Here is a 17,346-nt window from a genome sequence, read left to right as displayed (position 1 = left end):
AGGGGCGTCGCGACCTACTGTCCCCACTATGGGCACACGCTCTTCGTTCCTGCTCGATGTCCTCATGACGGAGTTCGGCGAGTCGATCACGACAGATCCTGCGGCGTTCAGGCGGAAATTTCGGAAGATGGCGGCTTCGCCGTTCGCCTTCTACCGGGGCAGTGCCTGCCTGTTCTACGCCGACATGACCGGCGAGTACGCGGACGGCTCCTTCCTCGACGGGCCGACCAGCAGGGTGTGGATCCACGGCGACCTGCACGCGGAGAACTTCGGCACGTACATGAACGCCTCCGGGGTGCTCGTCTTCAACGTCAACGACTTCGACGAGGCGTACGTGGGCCCCTACGTCTGGGACCTCAAGCGGTTCGCCGCCAGCGTGGCCCTGCTCGGGTACGCCAAGGCGCTGTCCGACGACTCGATCAGCATGCTCGTGACCGACTTCGCCGGGGCGTACCTGGTCGAGCTGACCGCCATCGCGGCGGACGGCGACGACGCGATCGGCTCGCTCACTCTGGACACCACCACCGGCGTGCTGCACCGCGTGCTGCAGACGGCCCGGCTGCGCACGCGGGTGGCGCTGCTGGACGCCGAGACCGTGATCGACGGCTATGACCGGCGCTTCGTGCTCGTGGACGGGCGGGAGCCGGTGGACGCGGCGACCCGGCAGGCCGTGCTGGGCGCGTTCGTCGACTACCTGACCACGCTGCCGGTGCGGGTGGACCCGGTCGAACAGGTGATCAAGGACGTGGCGCTGCGCAAGGGCGTGGGCATCGGGTCGGCGGGGCTGCCGTCGTACAACCTGCTGCTCGAAGGGCGGTCGCAGGCGCTGGAGAACGACGTGATCCTCTACATGAAGCAGGCGGCGGCGCCCGCCGTGGCGCGGCACGTCGCCGACGAGAAGGTGTCGGCGTACTTCAAGCACCAGGGGCACCGTACGGCCGAGTCCCAGCGGGCGTTGCAGGACTACGCCGATCCCTGGCTCGGGTACACCACGCTCAACGGGGTGGGGCAGCTCGTGGCGGAGGTGTCCCCGTACTCGGCGGACCTGGACTGGGACGACGTGAACGAACCGGCCGAGCTGCGCTCGATCGTCCAGGACCTGGGACGGGCGGTGGCGCGCATGCACTCGGTGGCCGACGACGAGTCCAGCCACGACCTCGTCGACTTCTCGACGGAGGAGGCGATCGTGGACGTGATCGGCAGCGACAGGTCCGGATTTATCGGCATGCTGGTGGATTTCGCCCATCGGTACGGGGCCCAGGCCCGCGAGGACCACCAGAAGTTCGTCGACCTGTTCCGCAACGGCCGGCTCCCCGGCGTCTGAAACCGGCAGCTAGCAACCGACCGTTCGGTATGGCATGCTTCCGGAACATGACTCTGTTCTCGGTGGAAGGCAAGACAGTCGTCGTCACGGGCGGATCGCGCGGCATCGGGCGCATGATCGCCGCCGGGTTCGTGGAGGCGGGGGCGTCCGTCTACATATCCGCCCGGAAGACGGCCGAGGTCGAGAAGACGGCGGCCGAGCTGGGCTGCGTCGCGGTGCCGGCCGACCTGTCCACGCCCGAAGGGCTGGAGTCACTGGTGTCGGCGGTGGACGGGCCGCTGCACGTGCTGGTCAACAACGCGGGCGCCACCTGGGGGGCGCCGCTGGAGGAATATCCGGAGCACGCCTTCGACAAGCTCTGGAACATCAACGTCAAGGGGGTCTTCTACCTGACCCAGCGGTTCCTGCCGAGGCTCAGGGAGGCGGCGAGCGCGGACGACCCGGCGCGCGTGATCAACGTGGGCTCGATCGACGGGATCAGGGTGCCGGCGCTGCCGAGCTATGCCTATTCCTCGACGAAGTCGGCCGTACACATGCTCACCCGACACCTGGCCAGGCACCTGGCCGTGGAGCACATCACGGTCAACGCCATCGCACCCGGGCCGTTCGACTCCAAGATGATGGCCTTCGCCCTGAACGACCCCGAGACCCGCGAGAGCATCGCCTCCAGCGTGCCCCTGGGCCGCATCGGGCGCCCCGAGGACATGGCGGGCGCGGCCATCTATCTGTCGTCGCGGGCGGGCGCGTATCTGACGGGAACGGTCATCCCGGTGGACGGCGGGATCTCCTGCTGAAAGAGCCGGGCCAGGCCGGCCCCGTCACTGGGAAGGGTGCGGGGACGGCGGCGAGCACCTTCCCGGCGGGTCCGGCCTGGCCCGGGGCTCGTGGCGCGCGCGTTCTGGCGGATCGCGGCGCCGTGGCTCTGGACTAGTCGAGCACGTCGTCGATGGCCACGTCGCCACCGTGGGTCGCGGTCACGGCGACGCCGTTGACGTTGTTGACCCCGGTCGCGCCGCGACCGCTCACGTTGCTGTTGACGACGTTGCCGAAGTTGTTGCCCGACTGGATGGCGTTGCGGTTGCGGCTTGCGTTGCCGGCGTTGGTGTCGGCGAACGCGGGGGCCGACATGAGGGCCATCCCGGTCGCGGCGGCGACGACGATGCCGGACACGCAGAGCTTCTTCATGTGAGGTCCTTTCACTGTTCGGGTCACTGTTCGGGTTGGTCGGACGTCAGCCGGTCAGTCGAAGATGTAGATCACCGTGATGCCGCCGTTGGTGGCGGTCGGGGCTATGCCGTTGACGTTGTTGACGTTCGTCGAGTGGTCCTGGCCGCGGTTGGTGGCGAAGACGTCGGCGAAGTTGTTGCCGGACTGGGTCGAGTCGCTGTTACGGCTCCAGTTGGCCGCCCAGGAGCGCCCATCCCAGGGCCCGGCCACGTCATCGGCGTGAGCGGGGACGGCGAACAGCAGCCCGCCGGCGACCGCCGACACCGCGGCCGCGGCGCACACCCTTTTGATCACTTCTGCTCCTTCACCGGTATGGAAGTCGCCGGAGGCAGCGGACGCCGTGGGCCCGAAGGCGCACCACCAGCCCCATTGACCTTTGTTGACCTCAGCGGATCAAGGCCAGTGCGAGCATATAACCGTACGTTGCCGATGAGTAGCTCTGAGTGATCAGAACTTTGTTCGGCCATGACGCGGCCACGAGGCGCCGGTGACCCGCGGGGGTCCGGCCCGCTTCGACACCGCCTCACGACCCGTACGCGCTGCGCTGACGCTTCCAACCCGGCGCCCCTCACGGGAGCCGAACCGCCCGAGATCGGGCAGTCACACGACGAGGCACCGCCTGGCCCTGCGCCACGCGCTCGCCCAGCTCACGCCGAAGCAGCGGGCGGTCATCGTGCTGCGCTTCTTCGAGGACCGCACCGAACGCGAGACGGCACAGCTCATGGGCGTCTCCATCGGCACCGTGAAGAGCCAGACCCACTACGCGCTGTCGAAGCTGCGCGCGCTGACCCCCGAGGAGGCGTACCGATGAGCCCTGGCTCCCGCCGGTGAGCTCAGCGGGATCTCGCGGTCAGGTGGCGCCAGGCCGGGGTCTCGCCGCCGCCGTCCACCCGCACCTCGGCGCCGGTCACGTAGCCGGGCGCCGCCAGCCACAGGCACACCTGGGCCACGTCGCCGGGCGCCGCCATCCGGCCCGCCGGGATGGTCGCCCCGATCCGTCCGGCGCCCGTCTCATCGGGCCCCGGCGCGCCGGCGATCAGCGGAACCGTGCCCGCCGGCCCGCCCTCCCGCACCGGGACATGGCCGTCGGTCGCCGGGCCGCCCTGGCGGGGGTCGTAGTGAGGGGTGGCGCCGGTCGTGGCGGCCAGGCCGACGACGATCGTGTTGACCCGTACGCGTGGCGCCCACTCGGCGGCCAGGCAGCGGGCCAGGGCCAGGTGGTGCAGGCCCGCCTTGGCGGCGCCGTACGCGGCGGTGCCGGGCGAGGGGCGGCTGCCGCTGACGCTGCCGATCATCACGATCGCGCCGCACGAGGCGGCGAGCAGCGGGTACGCGCGCTGCGACACGAGCAGCGGGGCCGTCAGGTTGAGCTCGATGACGCGGGCGTGCAGGCGCGGCGAGGTGCCGTCCACCGGCGCGTTCGGCGACCCGCCCGCGTTGTTGACCACCACGTCGAGCCGGTCGAAGCCGGAGACGAGCCGGTCGACGTCCTCGGGGTCGCGCACGTCGGCCTGGACGAACCGGATCTCACGGGGGTGGGTGGGCGTTTCGGCGGGTGGGGTGCGGGCGCAGATGGTGACGGTGGCGCCCGCGTCGTGGAAGGCCCTGGCGATGGCGGCGCCGATGCCCCTGGTGCCGCCCGTCACCAGGACGGTCCTGCCCGTGTGGTCGTAAGTCACGGTCACGGGTGCTACCGTACCAAGCAAGCGTTAGGTGAAAACAGGGAGTCGGGTTGGGGATCACGCTGCGGACCGGGCCGGTCGCCGAGGTCGTCGTGGACGTGCCGCCGGTGAACGCGCTGGCCGTACGGGCCTGGGAGGAACTGGCCGAGGCCGTACGGACGGCCGGCTGCGATCCGGGCACCAGGGTGGTCGTGCTGCGTGCGGAGGGGCGCGGGTTCAACGCCGGAGTCGACATCAAGGAGCTGCGGGACGCCGACGGGCACGCGCGGCTGGTCGCGGTCAACCGGGCGTGTCATGCGGCGTTCGCGGCGGTCTACGCGTGCGCGGTGCCGGTGGTCGCAGCCGTCCACGGGCACTGCCTGGGCGGCGGCGTCGGGCTGGCGGGCAACGCCGACGTGGTGGTGGCGAGCGACGACGCCTACTTCGGCCTGCCCGAGGTCGACCGGGGCGCGCTGGGCGCGGCCACGCACCTCGCCAGGCTCGTGCCGCCGCACCTGATGCGGGCCATGGTCTACACGTGCAGGAACGTCACGGCGGCCGAGCTGCACGCGTTCGGCTCGGTGCTGGAGGTGGTGCCGCGCGACCGGCTGCGCGACGCGGCGGCCCAGGTGGCGGAACAGATCGCCGTGAAGGACCCGTACGTCATCCGCTGCGCCAAGGAGTCGCTCAACGGCATCGACCCGGTGGACGTCAACCGCAGCTACCGCTTCGAGCAGGGCTTCACCTTCGAGCTGAACCTGATGGGCGCGGGCGAGCGGCACAGGGAGCGGTTCGCATGACGAAGGTGATGACGGCCGAGGAGGTCGCCGCTTCGGTGGAGAGCGGCATGACGGTCGGGATCGGCGGCTGGGGTTCGCGCCGCAAGCCGATGGCCCTCGTACGCGCGATCCTCCGCTCCCCCGTCCGCGACCTCACGCTCATCTCGTACGGCGGCCCCGACGTCGGCATGCTCTGCGCGGCGGGGAAGGCGCGCAGGGTCGTGGCCCCGTTCGTCACGCTCGACTCCATCCCGCTGGAGCCGCACTTCCGCCGGGCCAGGCAGACGGGGACGATCGCGTTCACCGAGTACGACGAGGGCATGTTCATGTTCGGGCTGCTGGCGGCGGCGCACCGGCTGCCGTTCCTGCCGACGCGGGCAGGGCTGGGGTCGGACGTGATGCGGGTCAACCTGGAGTTGCGGACGGTCCGGTCACCGTACGCGGACGGGGAGGAACTGGTCGCGGTCCCGGCGCTGACGATGGACGTGGCGCTGGTGCACGTGAACCGGGCGGACGCGCGGGGCAACGCGCAGTACCTGGGTCCGGATCCGTACCTCGACGACCTCTACGCCAAGGCTGCCGCGCGCTGTTACGTCTCGTGCGAGCGGGTGGTGGACGACCTCCTCAAGGAGGGTCCGCTGCAGTCGTTGCTGATCAGCCGGTCGATGGTGACGGGCGTCGTGGTGGCGCCCGGCGGGGCCGGGTTCACCTCGTGCGAGCCCGACTACGGGCGTGACGAGGCGCTCCAGCGGCGCTACGCGGAAACGCCCTGGGAGGAATGGGATGAGCGACCCCATGAGCGGCCCCATGAACGGTAGGGCTGACGTGTGCGTGGTCGCGTGCGCGGAGGCGTTCAGGGGCGACGGGGAGATCCTGGCGGCCGGGATCGGCGGGCCGGTCACGGTGCTGGCGGCGCGGCTGGCGCGGCTGACGTTCGAGCCGGGCCTGCTCACGCACGACGGCACCTGCCTGCTCACCGGCGACGTGCCCGCGCTGGGCGAGGCGCCGGAGGTGGTGGAGGGGTGGCTGCCGTTCCGCGAGCATCTGTGGCTGGTGCTGAACGGCCGCCGCCACGTCATGCTCGGGGCGAGCCAGATCGACCGGTACGGCAACACGAACATCTCCTGCATCGGCGACTGGGCCCGGCCCAAGGCGCAGTTGCTGGGCGTGCGGGGCGCGCCGGGCAATACGCGGTGCGACCCGACGAGCTACTGGATCCCCCGGCACTCCCCCCGCGTGTTCGTGCCCGAGGTGGACATGGTCAGCGGGCTCGGCACGGACCGAGGGGCGTTCGGGCTGCGGCGGGTGGTGACGAACCTGGCCGTCCTGGACTTCGGCGCCCCTGACGGCTCGATGCGGCTGGTGTCCGTGCATCCGGGGGTGAGCGTGGACGAGGTGGTGGCGGCGACCGGGTTCGCACTCGACCTTCCCCGGGACGTGCCGCGAACGCGGGAACCGTCCGAGGAGGAGCTGCTCGTCCTGGACCGGCTCGACCCCGCGCGCTCGCGCGACCGGGAGGTCGCCGCGTGAGGACCGCCCTGACCTCGCTGACCGGCTGCCGGCATCCGATCGTGCAGGCCGGCATGGGGTACGTCGCCGGCGCCCGGCTGGCGGCGGCCACCTCCCGGGCGGGCGGGCTGGGCGTGATCGGGGCGGCGACCATGTCCGTGCCCGAGATGACCGCCGCGATCAGGCGGGTGAAGGAGCGCACGGACGCGCCGTTCGGGGTCAACATCCGCTCCGACGCGGGCGACGCCGCCGAGCGGGTCGGGGTGATGGTCCGCGAGGGCGTGCGGGTGGCGTCGTTCGCCATGGCGCCCAGGCGGGAGCTGATCGCCCGGCTCAAGGACGCGGGCGTGGTGACGATCCCGTCGGTCGGGGCGCTCCGGCACGCGGAGAAGGTGGCCGGGTGGGGCGCCGACGCGGTGATCGTGCAGGGAGGCGAGGGCGGCGGCCACACGGGGCCGCTCGCCACGACGCTGCTGCTGCCCCAGGTCGTGGACGCCGTGGACATCCCGGTGATCGCCGCCGGCGGCTTCTTCGACGGGCGCGGGCTGGTGGCGGCGCTGGCGTACGGCGCCTGCGGGATCGCCATGGGCACCCGGTTCCTGCTGACCAGCGACTCCCCCGTGCCGGACGAGGTCAAGAAGCTCTACCTGGCGGCGCGGGAGACCGTGGTGACCACCAGGGTGGACGGGGTTCCGCACCGGGTGTTGCGGACGCCGTTCGTGACCTCGCTGGAACGGTCGCGGCTGGTGCGGGCGGTGGTGAACGGAGCCAGGTTCCGGCGGTTGTCGGGGCTGTCGTGGGCCGGGCTGATACGCGAAGGGCGGCGGATGCGGCGGGGCAGGGAGCTGACCTGGGCCCAGGTGCTGCAGGCGGCCAACACGCCGGTGCTGCTGCGGGCGGCCATGGTGGACGGGCGGGCGGATCTCGGGGTGATGGCGTCCGGGCAGGTGGTGGGCGTCATCGGGGACCTGCCGTCATGCCGGGAACTGATCGAGCGCGTCATGGCCGAGGCCGAGGCCACTCTGGCCCGCCTGCCGGAGCGCTGAGCCCGTCGGCCGAGACCGCGCCATGGCCGGCCCGGCGACGCGCTGAGCCCGCCCGGGCGGATATCCGGTGCGGCCCTCCGTCCCGGCGAGGTCAGAGGACCGTGATGCCGCGGGCGGCGAGGATGGCGTTGGCCTGCGCCTGGTTGATGACGGCGCCCGCGAACGCCCGGAGCTTGGCGTCGTCGGGCTGACCCAGGTCGGCGCCCCGCAGGTCGGCCTTCGTGAACGTGGTGTCCAGCAGGCGCGTGCCGATGAGGCGGCAGTCGCTGAGCGTGGCCTCGGTGAAGTCGCAGCCCGACAGGTCGGCGTCGTCGAAGCGGACCCCCTCGATGTGCTCGCCGCGCAGCGAGCAGCCCCCGAGGTTGGCCAGCGTCAGGTTGGAGCGGGTGACCGTGAAGCCGGTGCCGCGCGAGGCGGTCAGCGCGGCGCCGATCATGCGGCAGCCGGTGAACGACACGTCGGTGAGCAGCGCGCCGCCGAACTGGGCCGAGGACAGGTCGACGTCGGTGAACGCCACGTCGATGAGGTCGGCGTCGTTGAAGCGGGTGCGCATCCCGCCCCCGCCGGTGAAGACCGCCCCGTCGAGGTCGGCCTTGCGGAAGTCGGTCTGATCCAGCACGCACGACTCGAAGCGGGCCCCGGCCAGGGAGGCGCCCCACAGGTCGGTCTCCGTGAGGTCGCATCCGCGGAAGACGTGGCTCTCTTCGGGATCGAGCCGTTCGGACAGCGCCTTGCGGGAGAGGTCCTCGCCGTCGAAGTTCACGGTCTCAGAGACTACCGGCCAGGATCTCCGCGGCGGCCTGGCCGCAGACCCGGGCGGAGCCGTACGTGGCGATGTGCACGGCTCCGAGGTCCGAGCGGGCGGGCAGGCCCATCTCGACCACCACGGCGTCCTTGCGGGCGCTCAGCAGGTGCCTCAGCGCCTCCTCCTGCCACGGGTGGCGGTGCGCGTCCCGGGCCACCACGACCAGCGGGCGGCCGGCCGCCGCGGCGAGCAGCCGCTCCAGTGCGGGACCGGCCGCCTCTCCCGCGGTCATGCGCGTGACCGCGGTGCCGGGCAGCAGCCCGGCCAGCGGCTCGCCCACGCCCCAGGGGGTGTGCCGGTCGATGGCCAGGTTCATCTCCGGCGCCAGCTCCACCACGTGCGGGGCCGCGGCCAGCGGCAGCTCCGGCTCGGTGGAGCGCCGCACGACCCTGACGGCCCGCCGGGCCGCCACCAGCCCGGCGCCGCCGTCGTTCGCGGCGTGGGCGTGCGCGCCGGATCCCGCGCCGCCCTCGCCCCCGGCCCCCGCCGGGCTGCCCGAGGACGCGGTCCATGCCGCCAGCTCGCGGACCCTGCGAGCGGCGTCGGCCAGCCGGTCCTCGGGCAGCAGTCCCTGGGTCACCGCGGCGGCGATCGCGTCGCGGATCCCCGTGGCGGTGGCCTCGTCGGCGTGCTCGCCGCCGACGCAGATCGCGTCGGCCCCGGCGGCGATGGCCCGGACCGACGCGCCGCCGATCCCGTACGCCGCCGTCACCGCGGCCATCTCGATGGCGTCCGTGATGATCATCCCTTGGAATCCCAGCTCCTCGCGCAGCAGCCCGGTGAGCACCTTGGGGCTGAGCGTGGCGGGCAGTTCGCCGTCGTACGAGGGCACGAGGAGGTGGCCCGTCATGACCGCCCTGACGCCCTCCCTGACGGCGTCGGCGAACGGCAGCAGCGCGTCCTCGACGCCGTCCGCGGCCATCTCGGGCACGCCGTGGTGGGAGTCGACCGTGGTGTCCCCGTGGCCGGGGAAGTGTTTGACGCAGGCGGCCACCCCGGCGGACTGCAGGCCACGGACGAACGCCCTGGCATGCCGGGAGACCAGCGCGGGGTCGGCGCCGAAGGAGCGCAGGCCGATGACCGGGTTGTCCGGGTTGGAGTTCACGTCGGCGGAGGGGGCGAAGTCGATCGAGATGCCCGCGCGGGCCAGGTCGGCGCCGACGTCCGCGGCCAGGGTCTCGGTCATGGCCACGTCGTCGACCACGCCGAGCGCGTACGCTCCGGGGCGGCTGCTGCCGGTGGCCGCCTCCAGCCGGGTGACCTCGCCTGACTCCTCGTCGACGCCGACGAGCACCGAGGGGTTCTCCGCGCGCAGGGCGGCGGTCAGCCGGGCCACCTGGGCAGGATCGGCGATGTTGCGCGAGAACAGCGCAACCCCGGCCAGCCCTTCGCCGAGCCGGCGGCGGAGCCAGTCGGGTGGCTCGTGTCCGGTGAAACCGGGGAACAGGACGGCGTCGGCAAGGCGCAGCAGGTCACCGCTCATGGGCATGACCCGCAATCTAATAGGAAAGTTTCCTATTTGCTAGTGGCATTTTCTGACGTCAGGCCGCCCCCGCGCCGGCGAGCCGTTCGATGACGGTGACATTCGCCTGACCTCCACCCTCGCACATGACCTGCAGGCCGTACGTGCCGCCCGTGCGCTCCAGCTCGTGCAGCAGCCGCACCGCCAGGACCGCGCCGGTCGCCCCGAGCGGATGGCCGAGCGCGATCGCGCCGCCGTTCGGGTTGACCCTGGCGGGGTCGGCGCCGGTTCCCTTCATCCAGGCCAGCACGACGGAGGCGAACGCCTCGTTCACCTCGATCGCCGCGAAGTCGCCGATGGACATGCCGGCCACGCGGAGGGCGTGGGCGGTGGCGGGAATGGGAGCGGAGAGCATCATGATCGGGTCGGCGCCGCGGGCCGACAGGTGGCGTACGCGGGCGCGCGGGGTCAGGCCGTGCTCGCGTACGGCTCTGGGCGAGGCGACGAGCAGGGCGGCGGCGCCGTCGGAGATCTGGGAGGCCAGGGCCGCCGTGAGCCTGCCGCCCTCGGTCAGGGGCTTGAGCCCGGCCATCTTCTCGGGCGAGGTGTCCGCGCGCGGGCCCTCGTCCGCCGTGACGCCCTCGAAGGCGGCGATCTCGCGCCGGAAGCGACCGGCCTCGATGGCGTGCAGGGCCCGCCGGTGCGACGTGTACGCGTACCGCTCCATCTCCTCGCGGGTGATCTCCCAGCGGGCGGCGATCTGCTCGGCTCCGGCGAACTGCGAGACCTCCCGCGTGCCGTACCGCTCGGCCCAGCCCTTGGAGCCCGCGAAGGGGGTCTCGTGCCCGAGCGGTCGGCCCGCGAGCATCGCGGCCGAGATGGGGACCATGCTCATGTTCTGCACGCCGGCGGCCACCACCAGGTCGTTCGTGCCGGAGAGCACGGCCTGTGCGGCGAAGTGCAGCGCCTGCTGGGAGGAGCCGCACTGGCGGTCGATCGTGACGCCCGGCACCTCCTCGGGCAGGCCGGCGGCCAGCCAGCAGGTGCGGGCGACGTCGCCGGCCTGGGGGCCGATGGTGTCGACGCAGCCGAAGATCACGTCGTCGACCGCCGAGGGGTCGGCGCCGGTGCGGCGCATCAGCTCCTTGAGCACGTGGGCGCCGAGGTCGGCGGGGTGCGCTCCGGCCAGTCCGCCGTTCCTGCGCCCGACGGGGGTGCGGACGGCTCCGACGATGTAGGCCTCGCTCATCATCGCATTGTAGCAAGCGCTTGGTCGCACGCGGAATGCCGCATGAACTGGGCACGTTGGGTGAACAAGCGATTGTCTGAGGCTCCATAATGGGAACGTGACCACGCGAAAGAACTCCGGCACCGCGACCACCCCGGCCAAGCGCCAGCGCACGACCTCGTCAGGGTCGGCGTCAGAGCGGCGCGACCACCTCGTCAAGCTCGCCGCGGAGCTCTTCGCGCGCAAGGGCTTCCAGGCCACGACCGTCCGCGAGATCGCCGACGAGGCCGGCATCCTCTCCGGAAGTCTCTACCACCACTTCGACTCCAAGGAGACGATCGTCGACGAGGTGCTCTCCACCTTCCTCGACGACCTCATCGCCCGCTACCGCGCCGCCCTCGAGTCCGGAGGCGACGCGCGCACTGTGCTGTCGGAGATGGTCCGCATCGGCTTCGGCACGCTCGAGCCCCACCGCGCCGCGATCACCGTCATGCAGAACGACTGGAACTATCTGCGCCAGTTCCCCCGGTTCAACTACCTCGTCAAGGCCGAGGACGAGGTCGAGCAGATGTGGGTGGCGCAGATCAAGGCCGGCCAGGCGGCCGGTCTGTTCCGGCCCGACGTCGACCCCAAGCTGACCTACCGTATGATCCGCGACACCATCTGGGTCGCGGTCCGCTGGTTCCGGCCGGGCGGCAGGCTCAACACCAGCGGCCTGGCCGAGCACTACATCACCGTGCTGTTCGACGGGATCGCCACGGGCGAGCGCACCACCCACGGGAAATGAGCCTCGGCAAGGCGGTGCGGCTGGCACTGCAGGAGGTCGCCGAGCCGGCCAAGGCCGAGGCGATGCGCGCGTACATGAAGTCCGCGCTGCCGTTCCTCGGCGTCCAGGCCGTGGCCAGGCGGGCGGCGCTGCGGCGGGTGTTCGCCGGGCACCGGCTGGAGACCGCGCCCGAGTGGCGGCGGGCGGTGCTGGCGTTGTGGCGGGAGGCCGAATACCGCGAGGAGCGCTACGCCGCCGTCGAGCTGTCCGGCCACCACTACTACCGCGAGTTCCAGACCCTCTACACCGTGCCGATGTACGAAGAGATGATCGTCACCGGCGCCTGGTGGGATCTGGTCGACGAGCTGGCCACCCACCGCGTCGGCGGGCTGCTGGCCGCGTTCCCCGACACCATGCGGCCGCTCATGCTGGAGTGGGCGCACGACGCCGACCTGTGGAAGCGCCGCACCGCGATCCTCTGCCAGAACCGCTTCAAGGCGCGCACCGACACGGCCCTGCTCTACGCGTGCATCGAGCCCAGCCTGTCCGACAACGACTTCTTCGCGCGCAAGGCCATCGGATGGGCGTTACGCGAATACGCCAAGACCAGCCCCGCCGAGGTCGTACGCTACGTCAACGCCAAGGGCATCTCGGGTCTGAGCCGCCGCGAGGCGCTGAAGAACCTGCCCGCTAGCCCATGAGCGCCTGGGTGCCGAGGACGGCCAGCAGCGCGAGGCGTTCGGCGTCGTCGGTGCCTGGCTCCGCGGTGTAGACCATGAGGCGCAGGTCGCTGCCCGCCACGCTGAGCACGTCGCAGTCGAGCGTCAAGGCGCCCACCTGCGGATGATCGATCGTCTTGCGCGCCGCCTCGTGCCGGCCGACGATGCCGGAGTCCCACAGCTCGGCGAACCGGTCGCTGCTCGCGCGCAACCGCGCGACGAGGCGGCGCACCTGCTGGTCGGCGGGATAGCGCCCGGCGGTGGCGCGCAGGTCGGCGACCAGCGCGGCCTCGAACGCGCGCCGCGCCTCGGGCGTGTGGCGCACCCGGCCGCCGGGCCCGGCGAAGTTGCGCCACACGCCGTTGCGTTCGTCGCCCCGCCATCCGGACGGATCACCCATCAGCGCCGCGTAGATCGGGTTGGCCAGGAGCAGCGTCCAGGCCGCGTCGTAGACCCCGACGGGCGTGCCGGCCAGCCTGTCGAGCAGCCGCTGCACGCTCGGGGTGATGAACCCGGGCACCATCTCCGGCCCCGGCGGCTCGAGCCCGGCCATCCGGAACAGGTAGGCGCGCTCGTCGGCCGACAATCGCAGCGCCCGCGCCAGCGCCTCGACGACCTGCGCCGATGGGTTGGCGGCCCGGCCCTGTTCGAGGCGGGTGATGTAGTCGGCGGAGATCCCGGCCAGCAGGGCGAGCTCCTCCCGGCGCAGCCCGGCCGCGCGCCGCTGCCCGGAGGCCGGCAGCCCGACGGTCGCGGGCGAGACCCGGTCGCGCCAGCGCCGCACCGCCTGCCCGAACTCCGTCGCCGTCATGCCACCAGTCTGCCCCCAACACCGGGGTGCCCGCCTGGTACTGGCGGTCCCAGGAAGACCGGACGGCTGGCCGCCCGCGCCGCCCCGCCAGAGGCTTGAGGGCATGACGACAACACTGATCACCGGAGCGAACAAGGGGCTGGGCTTCGAGACCGCCCGCCGCCTCATCGAAGCAGGTCACACCGTGTACGTGGGCAGCAGGGACGCCGAACGCGGGCGCCGCGCGGCCGAGCGGCTGGGCGCCCGGTACGTCCAGCTCGACGCCACCGATGACGACTCGGTCGCGGCCGCGGCCAAGACCGTCGAGGCCGGCGGGGGGCTCGACGTATTGGTGAACAACGCAGGCATCGAGGAGCGCACCCGTGACGGCGGCGTCATCGGCCCCGCGGACGTGACCGCCGACATCATGCGCACGACGTTCGAGACCAACGTCGTCGGCCTCGTGCGCGTCACCCGTGCCTTCCTGCCGCTGCTGCGGCGCTCGGCGGCCCCGGTCATCGTCAACGTCAGCAGCGGCCTGGCGTCGCTGACCAGGGTCACCACTCCGGACACGCCGACGCACGCCTACCCGGGGGTCGCCTACCCCGCCTCGAAGTCCGCGGTCAACATGATCACCGTGCAGTACGCGAAGGCGTTCCCCGGCATGCGGATCAACGCGGTGGAGCCCGGCTACACCGCGACGGACCTCAACAGGCACATGGGCACGCAGACCGTGGAGGAGGGGGCCGAGATCATCGTACGGATGGCGCAGGTGGGCCCCGGCGGCCCGACCGGGGGCTACTTCGACGTCTCGGGCACGCTCCCGTGGTAGCTCACCTGGTCCACAGGGCGTCCTGAACGGCCTGCACCAGGGCCATCAGCTCCGGCGTGACATGGTCCTTCGACCAGGCCAGGGCGTAGGTGATGCGCAGGTCGCCCGCGTCGAGCGGCACGAAGCGCACGTCGTCCCGCTTGATGGTCCTGGCCAGGAGCTGCGGGATCGGCAGCAGCCCGGCGCCCGCCGCCACCAGGTCGAGCGCGGAGGCGAAGTCGTCGTCGGCCACCATGCGCGCGCGGCCGGGCAACCCTGACCACGGCCGGCTGAACGGCGTGAGCAGCACCTGGCCGCCCAGCTCCGCCGGGGCGACCCTGGCCGAGGGCGCCAGCCGGTGGCTCACGGGGACGGCCAGGTGGTCGACGGTGACGTGGAACCGGGCGGCCGTGACGAACCGCGCGGGAGCGGGGGTGGCGAGGATCGCCGCGGAGATCTCGCCGCTCGCCAGCGCCTGCGCCGCCGCGCCCCGCCCGGCGGGCCGGAGCTCCACGCCGAGTGACGGGGTGCGGCTCGCGAGCCGCCTGGCGATCCGCGCGGCAAGAGTGCCGACGAGCGGTGGATAAGCGAGGTGAATGGTCGGCCGGGCAAGCCGCGCGGCCTCATCGGTGAACGCCCGGGCCGACTCGATCACCTGCCGCGCGTGCGCGAGCAGCGCCTTGCCCTCCGCCGTGAGCCGCACCTCGCGGGCCGTGCGCTGGAAGAGCTGGATGCCGGTGGCGCGTTCGAGTCGGGTGATGGCCTGGCTCATGGCGGGCTGCGACATCCCCAGGTCGGCGGCGGCCCTGGAGAAGCTGAGCCGTTCCGCCACCCTGGTGAAGCAGTGGATCTCCCTGAGCATAAGCAGCACCAATACATAGTGCATGACTCACGGGGTACTCGGCAGGATCGCAGCGATCTGATCCACGTCCTAGGGAGCCTGCGAGATGTCCCCATTTCCCACGTCCACGGTGCTCGGCTACCCGCGGATCGGCCCGCGCAGAGAGCTGAAGCGGGCGCTGGAGTCCTACTGGGACGGGCGCGCCACCCGCGACGAGCTGGACCGGGCGGGCGCGCGGATCCGCGAGCGGACCTGGCGCAGGCTGGCCGAGCTGGGGCTGGAGGGGCTGCCGAGCAACACCTTCTCGATGTACGACCAGATGCTGGACACGGCCGTGCTGCTGGGCGCGGTGCCGGCGCGCTACCGCGACGCGGACGACCCCTATTTCGCGATGGCCAGAGGCACCGACGAGGTCGCGCCGCTGCGGATGACGAAGTGGTTCGACACGAACTACCACTACATCGTGCCGGAGATCGGCCCCGACACGGTGTTCAAGCTCGACGCGGCCAAGCCGCTGTCCGAGGTGCGGGAGGCGCGGGCGCTCGGGTACGAGACGCGGCCCGTGGTGGTGGGGCCGGTGACGTTCCTGCTGCTGGCCTCGGCCCTCGATCGGCTCGACGAGGTGCTCGGCTGCTACGAGGAGCTGCTGGCCGCGCTCGCCGCGGAGGGCGTCGCATGGGTGCAGCTCGACGAGCCGGCGCTGGTGGCCGACCGGACGCCGGAGGAGCTGGCCGCCGTACGGACCGCGTACGAGCGGCTGGGGGCCGCCGCCGCGCGGCCGGGGTTGTTCGTGGCCACGTACTTCGGCCCGGCGGGAGAGGCGCTGCCGGTGCTGGCCGGCACGCCGGTGGAGGCCATCGGCGTCGACCTGGTCAGGGGCGGCGTGCCGGAGATCGACCTGCCGGGCAAGACCGTGGTCGCGGGCGTCGTGTCCGGGCGCGACGTGTGGCGCACCTCGCCCGAGCGGGCGCTGGCGGCGCTGGCCGCCGTGCGCGCCGGGCGGGTGACGGTGAGCACCTCGTGCTCGCTGCTGCACGTGCCGTACGACGTGGCGGCCGAGCCCGGGCTGGATCCGGCGTTGAAGGAGCGGCTGGCGTTCGCCGAGCAGAAGGTCGCTGAGGTGGTGGCGCTCTCCCGCTCGCCCTTCCACGGCGCCGCCCCCGCCGGGCCTTCCGTGGCGCTGCCCGCGCCCGTGGCGGCGGAGGGGCGCGGCCCGTACGCGGAGCGCGCGGCGGCCCAGGCCGAGCACCTGCGGCTGCCCCCGCTGCCGACCACCACGATCGGGTCGTTCCCGCAGACCGGCGAGCTCCGCGCGGCCAGGGCGGAGGTCGCGGCGGGCACGCTGCCGCAGGAGGACTACGAGCGGCGGGTCGAGGCCGAGATCGAGCGGGTCATCCGGCTGCAGGAGCGGCTCGGCCTCGACGTCCTCGTGCACGGCGAGCCCGAGCGCAACGACATGGTGCAGTATTTCGCCGAGCACCTCGACGGCTTCGCCGTCACCGCCAACGGCTGGGTCCAGTCGTACGGGTCGCGCTGCACCAGGCCGCCCATCCTGCACGGCGACGTCAGCCGTCCTTCGCCGATCACCGTCCGGTGGGCCGCTTACGCGCAGTCGCTCACGGACAAGCCGGTGAAGGGCATGCTCACCGGGCCCGTCACCATCGTGGCCTGGTCGTTCGTCCGCGACGACCTGCCGCTGCGCGACGTGGTGTTCCAGGTTGCCGACGCGGTGCGCGAGGAGGTGAGCGACCTGGAGGCGGCCGGGGTGAAGATCATCCAGGTGGACGAGCCGGCGCTGCGCGAGCTGCTGCCGCTGCGGCGGGCCGCGCAGGCCGACTACCTGGAGTGGGCGGTGGCGGCGTACCGGAGGGCCACGTCGGGGGCGAGCGACCGCACGCAGATCCACACGCACCTGTGCTATTCGGACGCCGATCAGATCCTGGCCGCCATCGACGGCCTGGACGCAGACGTGACCACCATCGAGTCGGCCCGGTCGGGAGGCAGGCTCCTGGGGGCGGTGGAGGCGTTCGGGCGCGGGCTCGGGCCGGGCGTCTACGACATCCACTCGCCGCGCGTGCCGGGCGCGGCGGAGGTCGAGGAGCTGCTGCGCAGGACGCTGGCGGTGCTGCCCGCCGAGCGGGTGTGGGTCAACCCGGACTGCGGGCTGAAGACGCGGACGTACGAGCAGGTGGAGGCGTCGCTGGCGAACGTGGTCGCGGCCGCCCGCGAACTGCGCGCCGAGTTGTGAGGCTCAGGCGTCGACGTCAGGGCCGGGCAGCCCGTCAGAGCGAGCCCGCTCCCCGGATGAACGTTTCAGCGGGTTCGGGCAGGCAGGCGGGCCTGACGGTACCTGCTCGCTTGACTTAGGCTCCGTCACT

The 17,346-nt window shown here is 72.4% G+C and carries 19 protein-coding genes; 11 read left to right on the top strand and 8 right to left on the bottom strand.

The annotated features are described in order from the left end of the window. The first annotated feature begins 28 nt into the window (after window positions 1-28). Together ABGB14_RS00610 and ABGB14_RS00605 are read left to right on the top strand one after the other, a co-directional pair. The gene (locus ABGB14_RS00610) at window positions 29-1,324 is read left to right on the top strand and encodes a DUF2252 domain-containing protein (protein ID WP_347641512.1); all 1,296 of its coding nucleotides are present in this window, start codon (window positions 29-31) and stop codon (window positions 1,322-1,324) included. 62 nt (window positions 1,325-1,386) lie between these two features. Continuing rightward, on the top strand, window positions 1,387-2,118 hold the full coding sequence (locus tag ABGB14_RS00605) for an SDR family oxidoreductase (RefSeq protein ID WP_347641511.1): 732 nt from the start codon (window positions 1,387-1,389) through the stop codon (window positions 2,116-2,118). Window positions 2,119-2,251: 133 nt separating this feature from the next. Here the strand turns inward: ABGB14_RS00605 and ABGB14_RS00600 are convergent, their stop codons facing one another. Continuing rightward, window positions 2,252-2,509 (bottom strand): hypothetical protein, encoded by a 258-nt coding sequence (locus ABGB14_RS00600; RefSeq protein WP_132507351.1) that lies wholly within the window; start codon window positions 2,507-2,509, stop codon window positions 2,252-2,254. A 54-nt stretch (window positions 2,510-2,563) separates the two neighbouring features. Continuing rightward, window positions 2,564-2,845: a hypothetical protein gene (locus ABGB14_RS00595; protein WP_347641510.1), complete on the bottom strand. Its 282-nt coding sequence runs from the start codon at window positions 2,843-2,845 to the stop codon at window positions 2,564-2,566. Between the two features lie 193 nt (window positions 2,846-3,038). On the opposite strand from ABGB14_RS00595, the gene ABGB14_RS00590 reads away from it, so the two are divergent. Beyond that, a complete protein-coding gene (locus tag ABGB14_RS00590; RefSeq protein WP_347641509.1) occupies window positions 3,039-3,362 on the top strand; it encodes a sigma-70 family RNA polymerase sigma factor in 324 nt (107 codons plus the stop codon). A gap of 22 nt (window positions 3,363-3,384) precedes the next feature. Here ABGB14_RS00590 and ABGB14_RS00585 read toward each other — a convergent pair whose 3' ends face one another. Beyond that, complete coding sequence (locus ABGB14_RS00585; RefSeq protein WP_347641508.1) at window positions 3,385-4,236, bottom strand: SDR family oxidoreductase; 852 nt, start codon at window positions 4,234-4,236, stop codon at window positions 3,385-3,387. Window positions 4,237-4,283: 47 nt separating this feature from the next. Here ABGB14_RS00585 and ABGB14_RS00580 point away from each other — a divergent pair, with 47 nt between their 5' ends. Genes ABGB14_RS00580 through ABGB14_RS00565 form a run of 4 tightly spaced genes read left to right on the top strand, consistent with a single transcriptional unit; the run spans window position 4,284 to window position 7,546 of the window. Continuing rightward, window positions 4,284-5,012, top strand: a complete 729-nt coding sequence (locus ABGB14_RS00580; RefSeq protein WP_347641507.1) for an enoyl-CoA hydratase family protein — start codon at window positions 4,284-4,286, stop codon at window positions 5,010-5,012. After that, a complete protein-coding gene (locus tag ABGB14_RS00575; RefSeq protein ID WP_347641506.1) occupies window positions 5,009-5,809 on the top strand; it encodes a CoA-transferase in 801 nt (266 codons plus the stop codon). The genes ABGB14_RS00580 and ABGB14_RS00575 overlap by 4 nt, the downstream gene beginning before the upstream one ends. After that, the gene (locus ABGB14_RS00570; protein ID WP_347641505.1) at window positions 5,799-6,521 is read left to right on the top strand and encodes a CoA-transferase; all 723 of its coding nucleotides are present in this window, start codon (window positions 5,799-5,801) and stop codon (window positions 6,519-6,521) included. The genes ABGB14_RS00575 and ABGB14_RS00570 overlap by 11 nt, the downstream gene beginning before the upstream one ends. Next, complete coding sequence (locus tag ABGB14_RS00565) at window positions 6,518-7,546, top strand: nitronate monooxygenase (RefSeq protein WP_347641504.1); 1,029 nt, start codon at window positions 6,518-6,520, stop codon at window positions 7,544-7,546. Before ABGB14_RS00570 ends, ABGB14_RS00565 begins: the two co-directional genes overlap by 4 nt. Window positions 7,547-7,637: 91 nt before the next feature. Here the strand turns inward: ABGB14_RS00565 and ABGB14_RS00560 are convergent, their stop codons facing one another. The 3 genes from ABGB14_RS00560 to ABGB14_RS00550 are packed head-to-tail and all read right to left on the bottom strand — an operon-like array spanning window position 7,638 to window position 11,062. Further along, window positions 7,638-8,309: a pentapeptide repeat-containing protein gene (locus ABGB14_RS00560; RefSeq protein ID WP_347641503.1), complete on the bottom strand. Its 672-nt coding sequence runs from the start codon at window positions 8,307-8,309 to the stop codon at window positions 7,638-7,640. Window positions 8,310-8,313: 4 nt separating this feature from the next. Next, on the bottom strand, window positions 8,314-9,840 hold the full coding sequence (locus ABGB14_RS00555; RefSeq protein ID WP_347641502.1) for a glycoside hydrolase family 3 N-terminal domain-containing protein: 1,527 nt from the start codon (window positions 9,838-9,840) through the stop codon (window positions 8,314-8,316). Window positions 9,841-9,892: 52 nt separating this feature from the next. Next, window positions 9,893-11,062, bottom strand: coding sequence for an acetyl-CoA C-acetyltransferase (locus tag ABGB14_RS00550; protein ID WP_347641501.1), 1,170 nt, complete (start codon window positions 11,060-11,062; stop codon window positions 9,893-9,895). 97 nt (window positions 11,063-11,159) lie between these two features. Between ABGB14_RS00550 and ABGB14_RS00545 the strand changes: the two genes are divergently transcribed. Beyond that, window positions 11,160-11,828, top strand: coding sequence for a TetR/AcrR family transcriptional regulator (locus ABGB14_RS00545; RefSeq protein WP_347641500.1), 669 nt, complete (start codon window positions 11,160-11,162; stop codon window positions 11,826-11,828). Then, the gene (locus tag ABGB14_RS00540) at window positions 11,825-12,508 is read left to right on the top strand and encodes a DNA alkylation repair protein (protein ID WP_347641499.1); all 684 of its coding nucleotides are present in this window, start codon (window positions 11,825-11,827) and stop codon (window positions 12,506-12,508) included. The genes ABGB14_RS00545 and ABGB14_RS00540 overlap by 4 nt, the downstream gene beginning before the upstream one ends. On the opposite strand, the gene ABGB14_RS00535 is transcribed toward ABGB14_RS00540, so the two are convergent. Then, window positions 12,498-13,337 (bottom strand): helix-turn-helix transcriptional regulator, encoded by an 840-nt coding sequence (locus ABGB14_RS00535; protein ID WP_347641498.1) that lies wholly within the window; start codon window positions 13,335-13,337, stop codon window positions 12,498-12,500. The two genes, ABGB14_RS00540 and ABGB14_RS00535, sit on opposite strands and share 11 nt — an antisense overlap. 103 nt (window positions 13,338-13,440) lie before the next feature. Between ABGB14_RS00535 and ABGB14_RS00530 the strand changes: the two genes are divergently transcribed. Continuing rightward, window positions 13,441-14,148: an SDR family NAD(P)-dependent oxidoreductase gene (locus ABGB14_RS00530; protein ID WP_347641497.1), complete on the top strand. Its 708-nt coding sequence runs from the start codon at window positions 13,441-13,443 to the stop codon at window positions 14,146-14,148. A gap of 1 nt (window position 14,149) precedes the next feature. Here ABGB14_RS00530 and ABGB14_RS00525 read toward each other — a convergent pair whose 3' ends face one another. Beyond that, window positions 14,150-15,013: a LysR family transcriptional regulator gene (locus tag ABGB14_RS00525; protein WP_347641496.1), complete on the bottom strand. Its 864-nt coding sequence runs from the start codon at window positions 15,011-15,013 to the stop codon at window positions 14,150-14,152. A gap of 61 nt (window positions 15,014-15,074) precedes the next feature. Between ABGB14_RS00525 and metE the strand changes: the two genes are divergently transcribed. Continuing rightward, window positions 15,075-17,216 (top strand): 5-methyltetrahydropteroyltriglutamate--homocysteine S-methyltransferase, encoded by a 2,142-nt coding sequence (gene metE / locus ABGB14_RS00520; RefSeq protein WP_347641495.1) that lies wholly within the window; start codon window positions 15,075-15,077, stop codon window positions 17,214-17,216. Window positions 17,217-17,346: the final 130 nt, after the last annotated feature.

Source organism: Nonomuraea sp. B10E15 (assembly GCF_039871615.1).
Taxonomy (GTDB): domain Bacteria; phylum Actinomycetota; class Actinomycetes; order Streptosporangiales; family Streptosporangiaceae; genus Nonomuraea.
The sequence above is the reverse complement of the archived record's forward strand: the minus strand, read 5'-3'. Positions and strand labels throughout refer to the sequence as shown.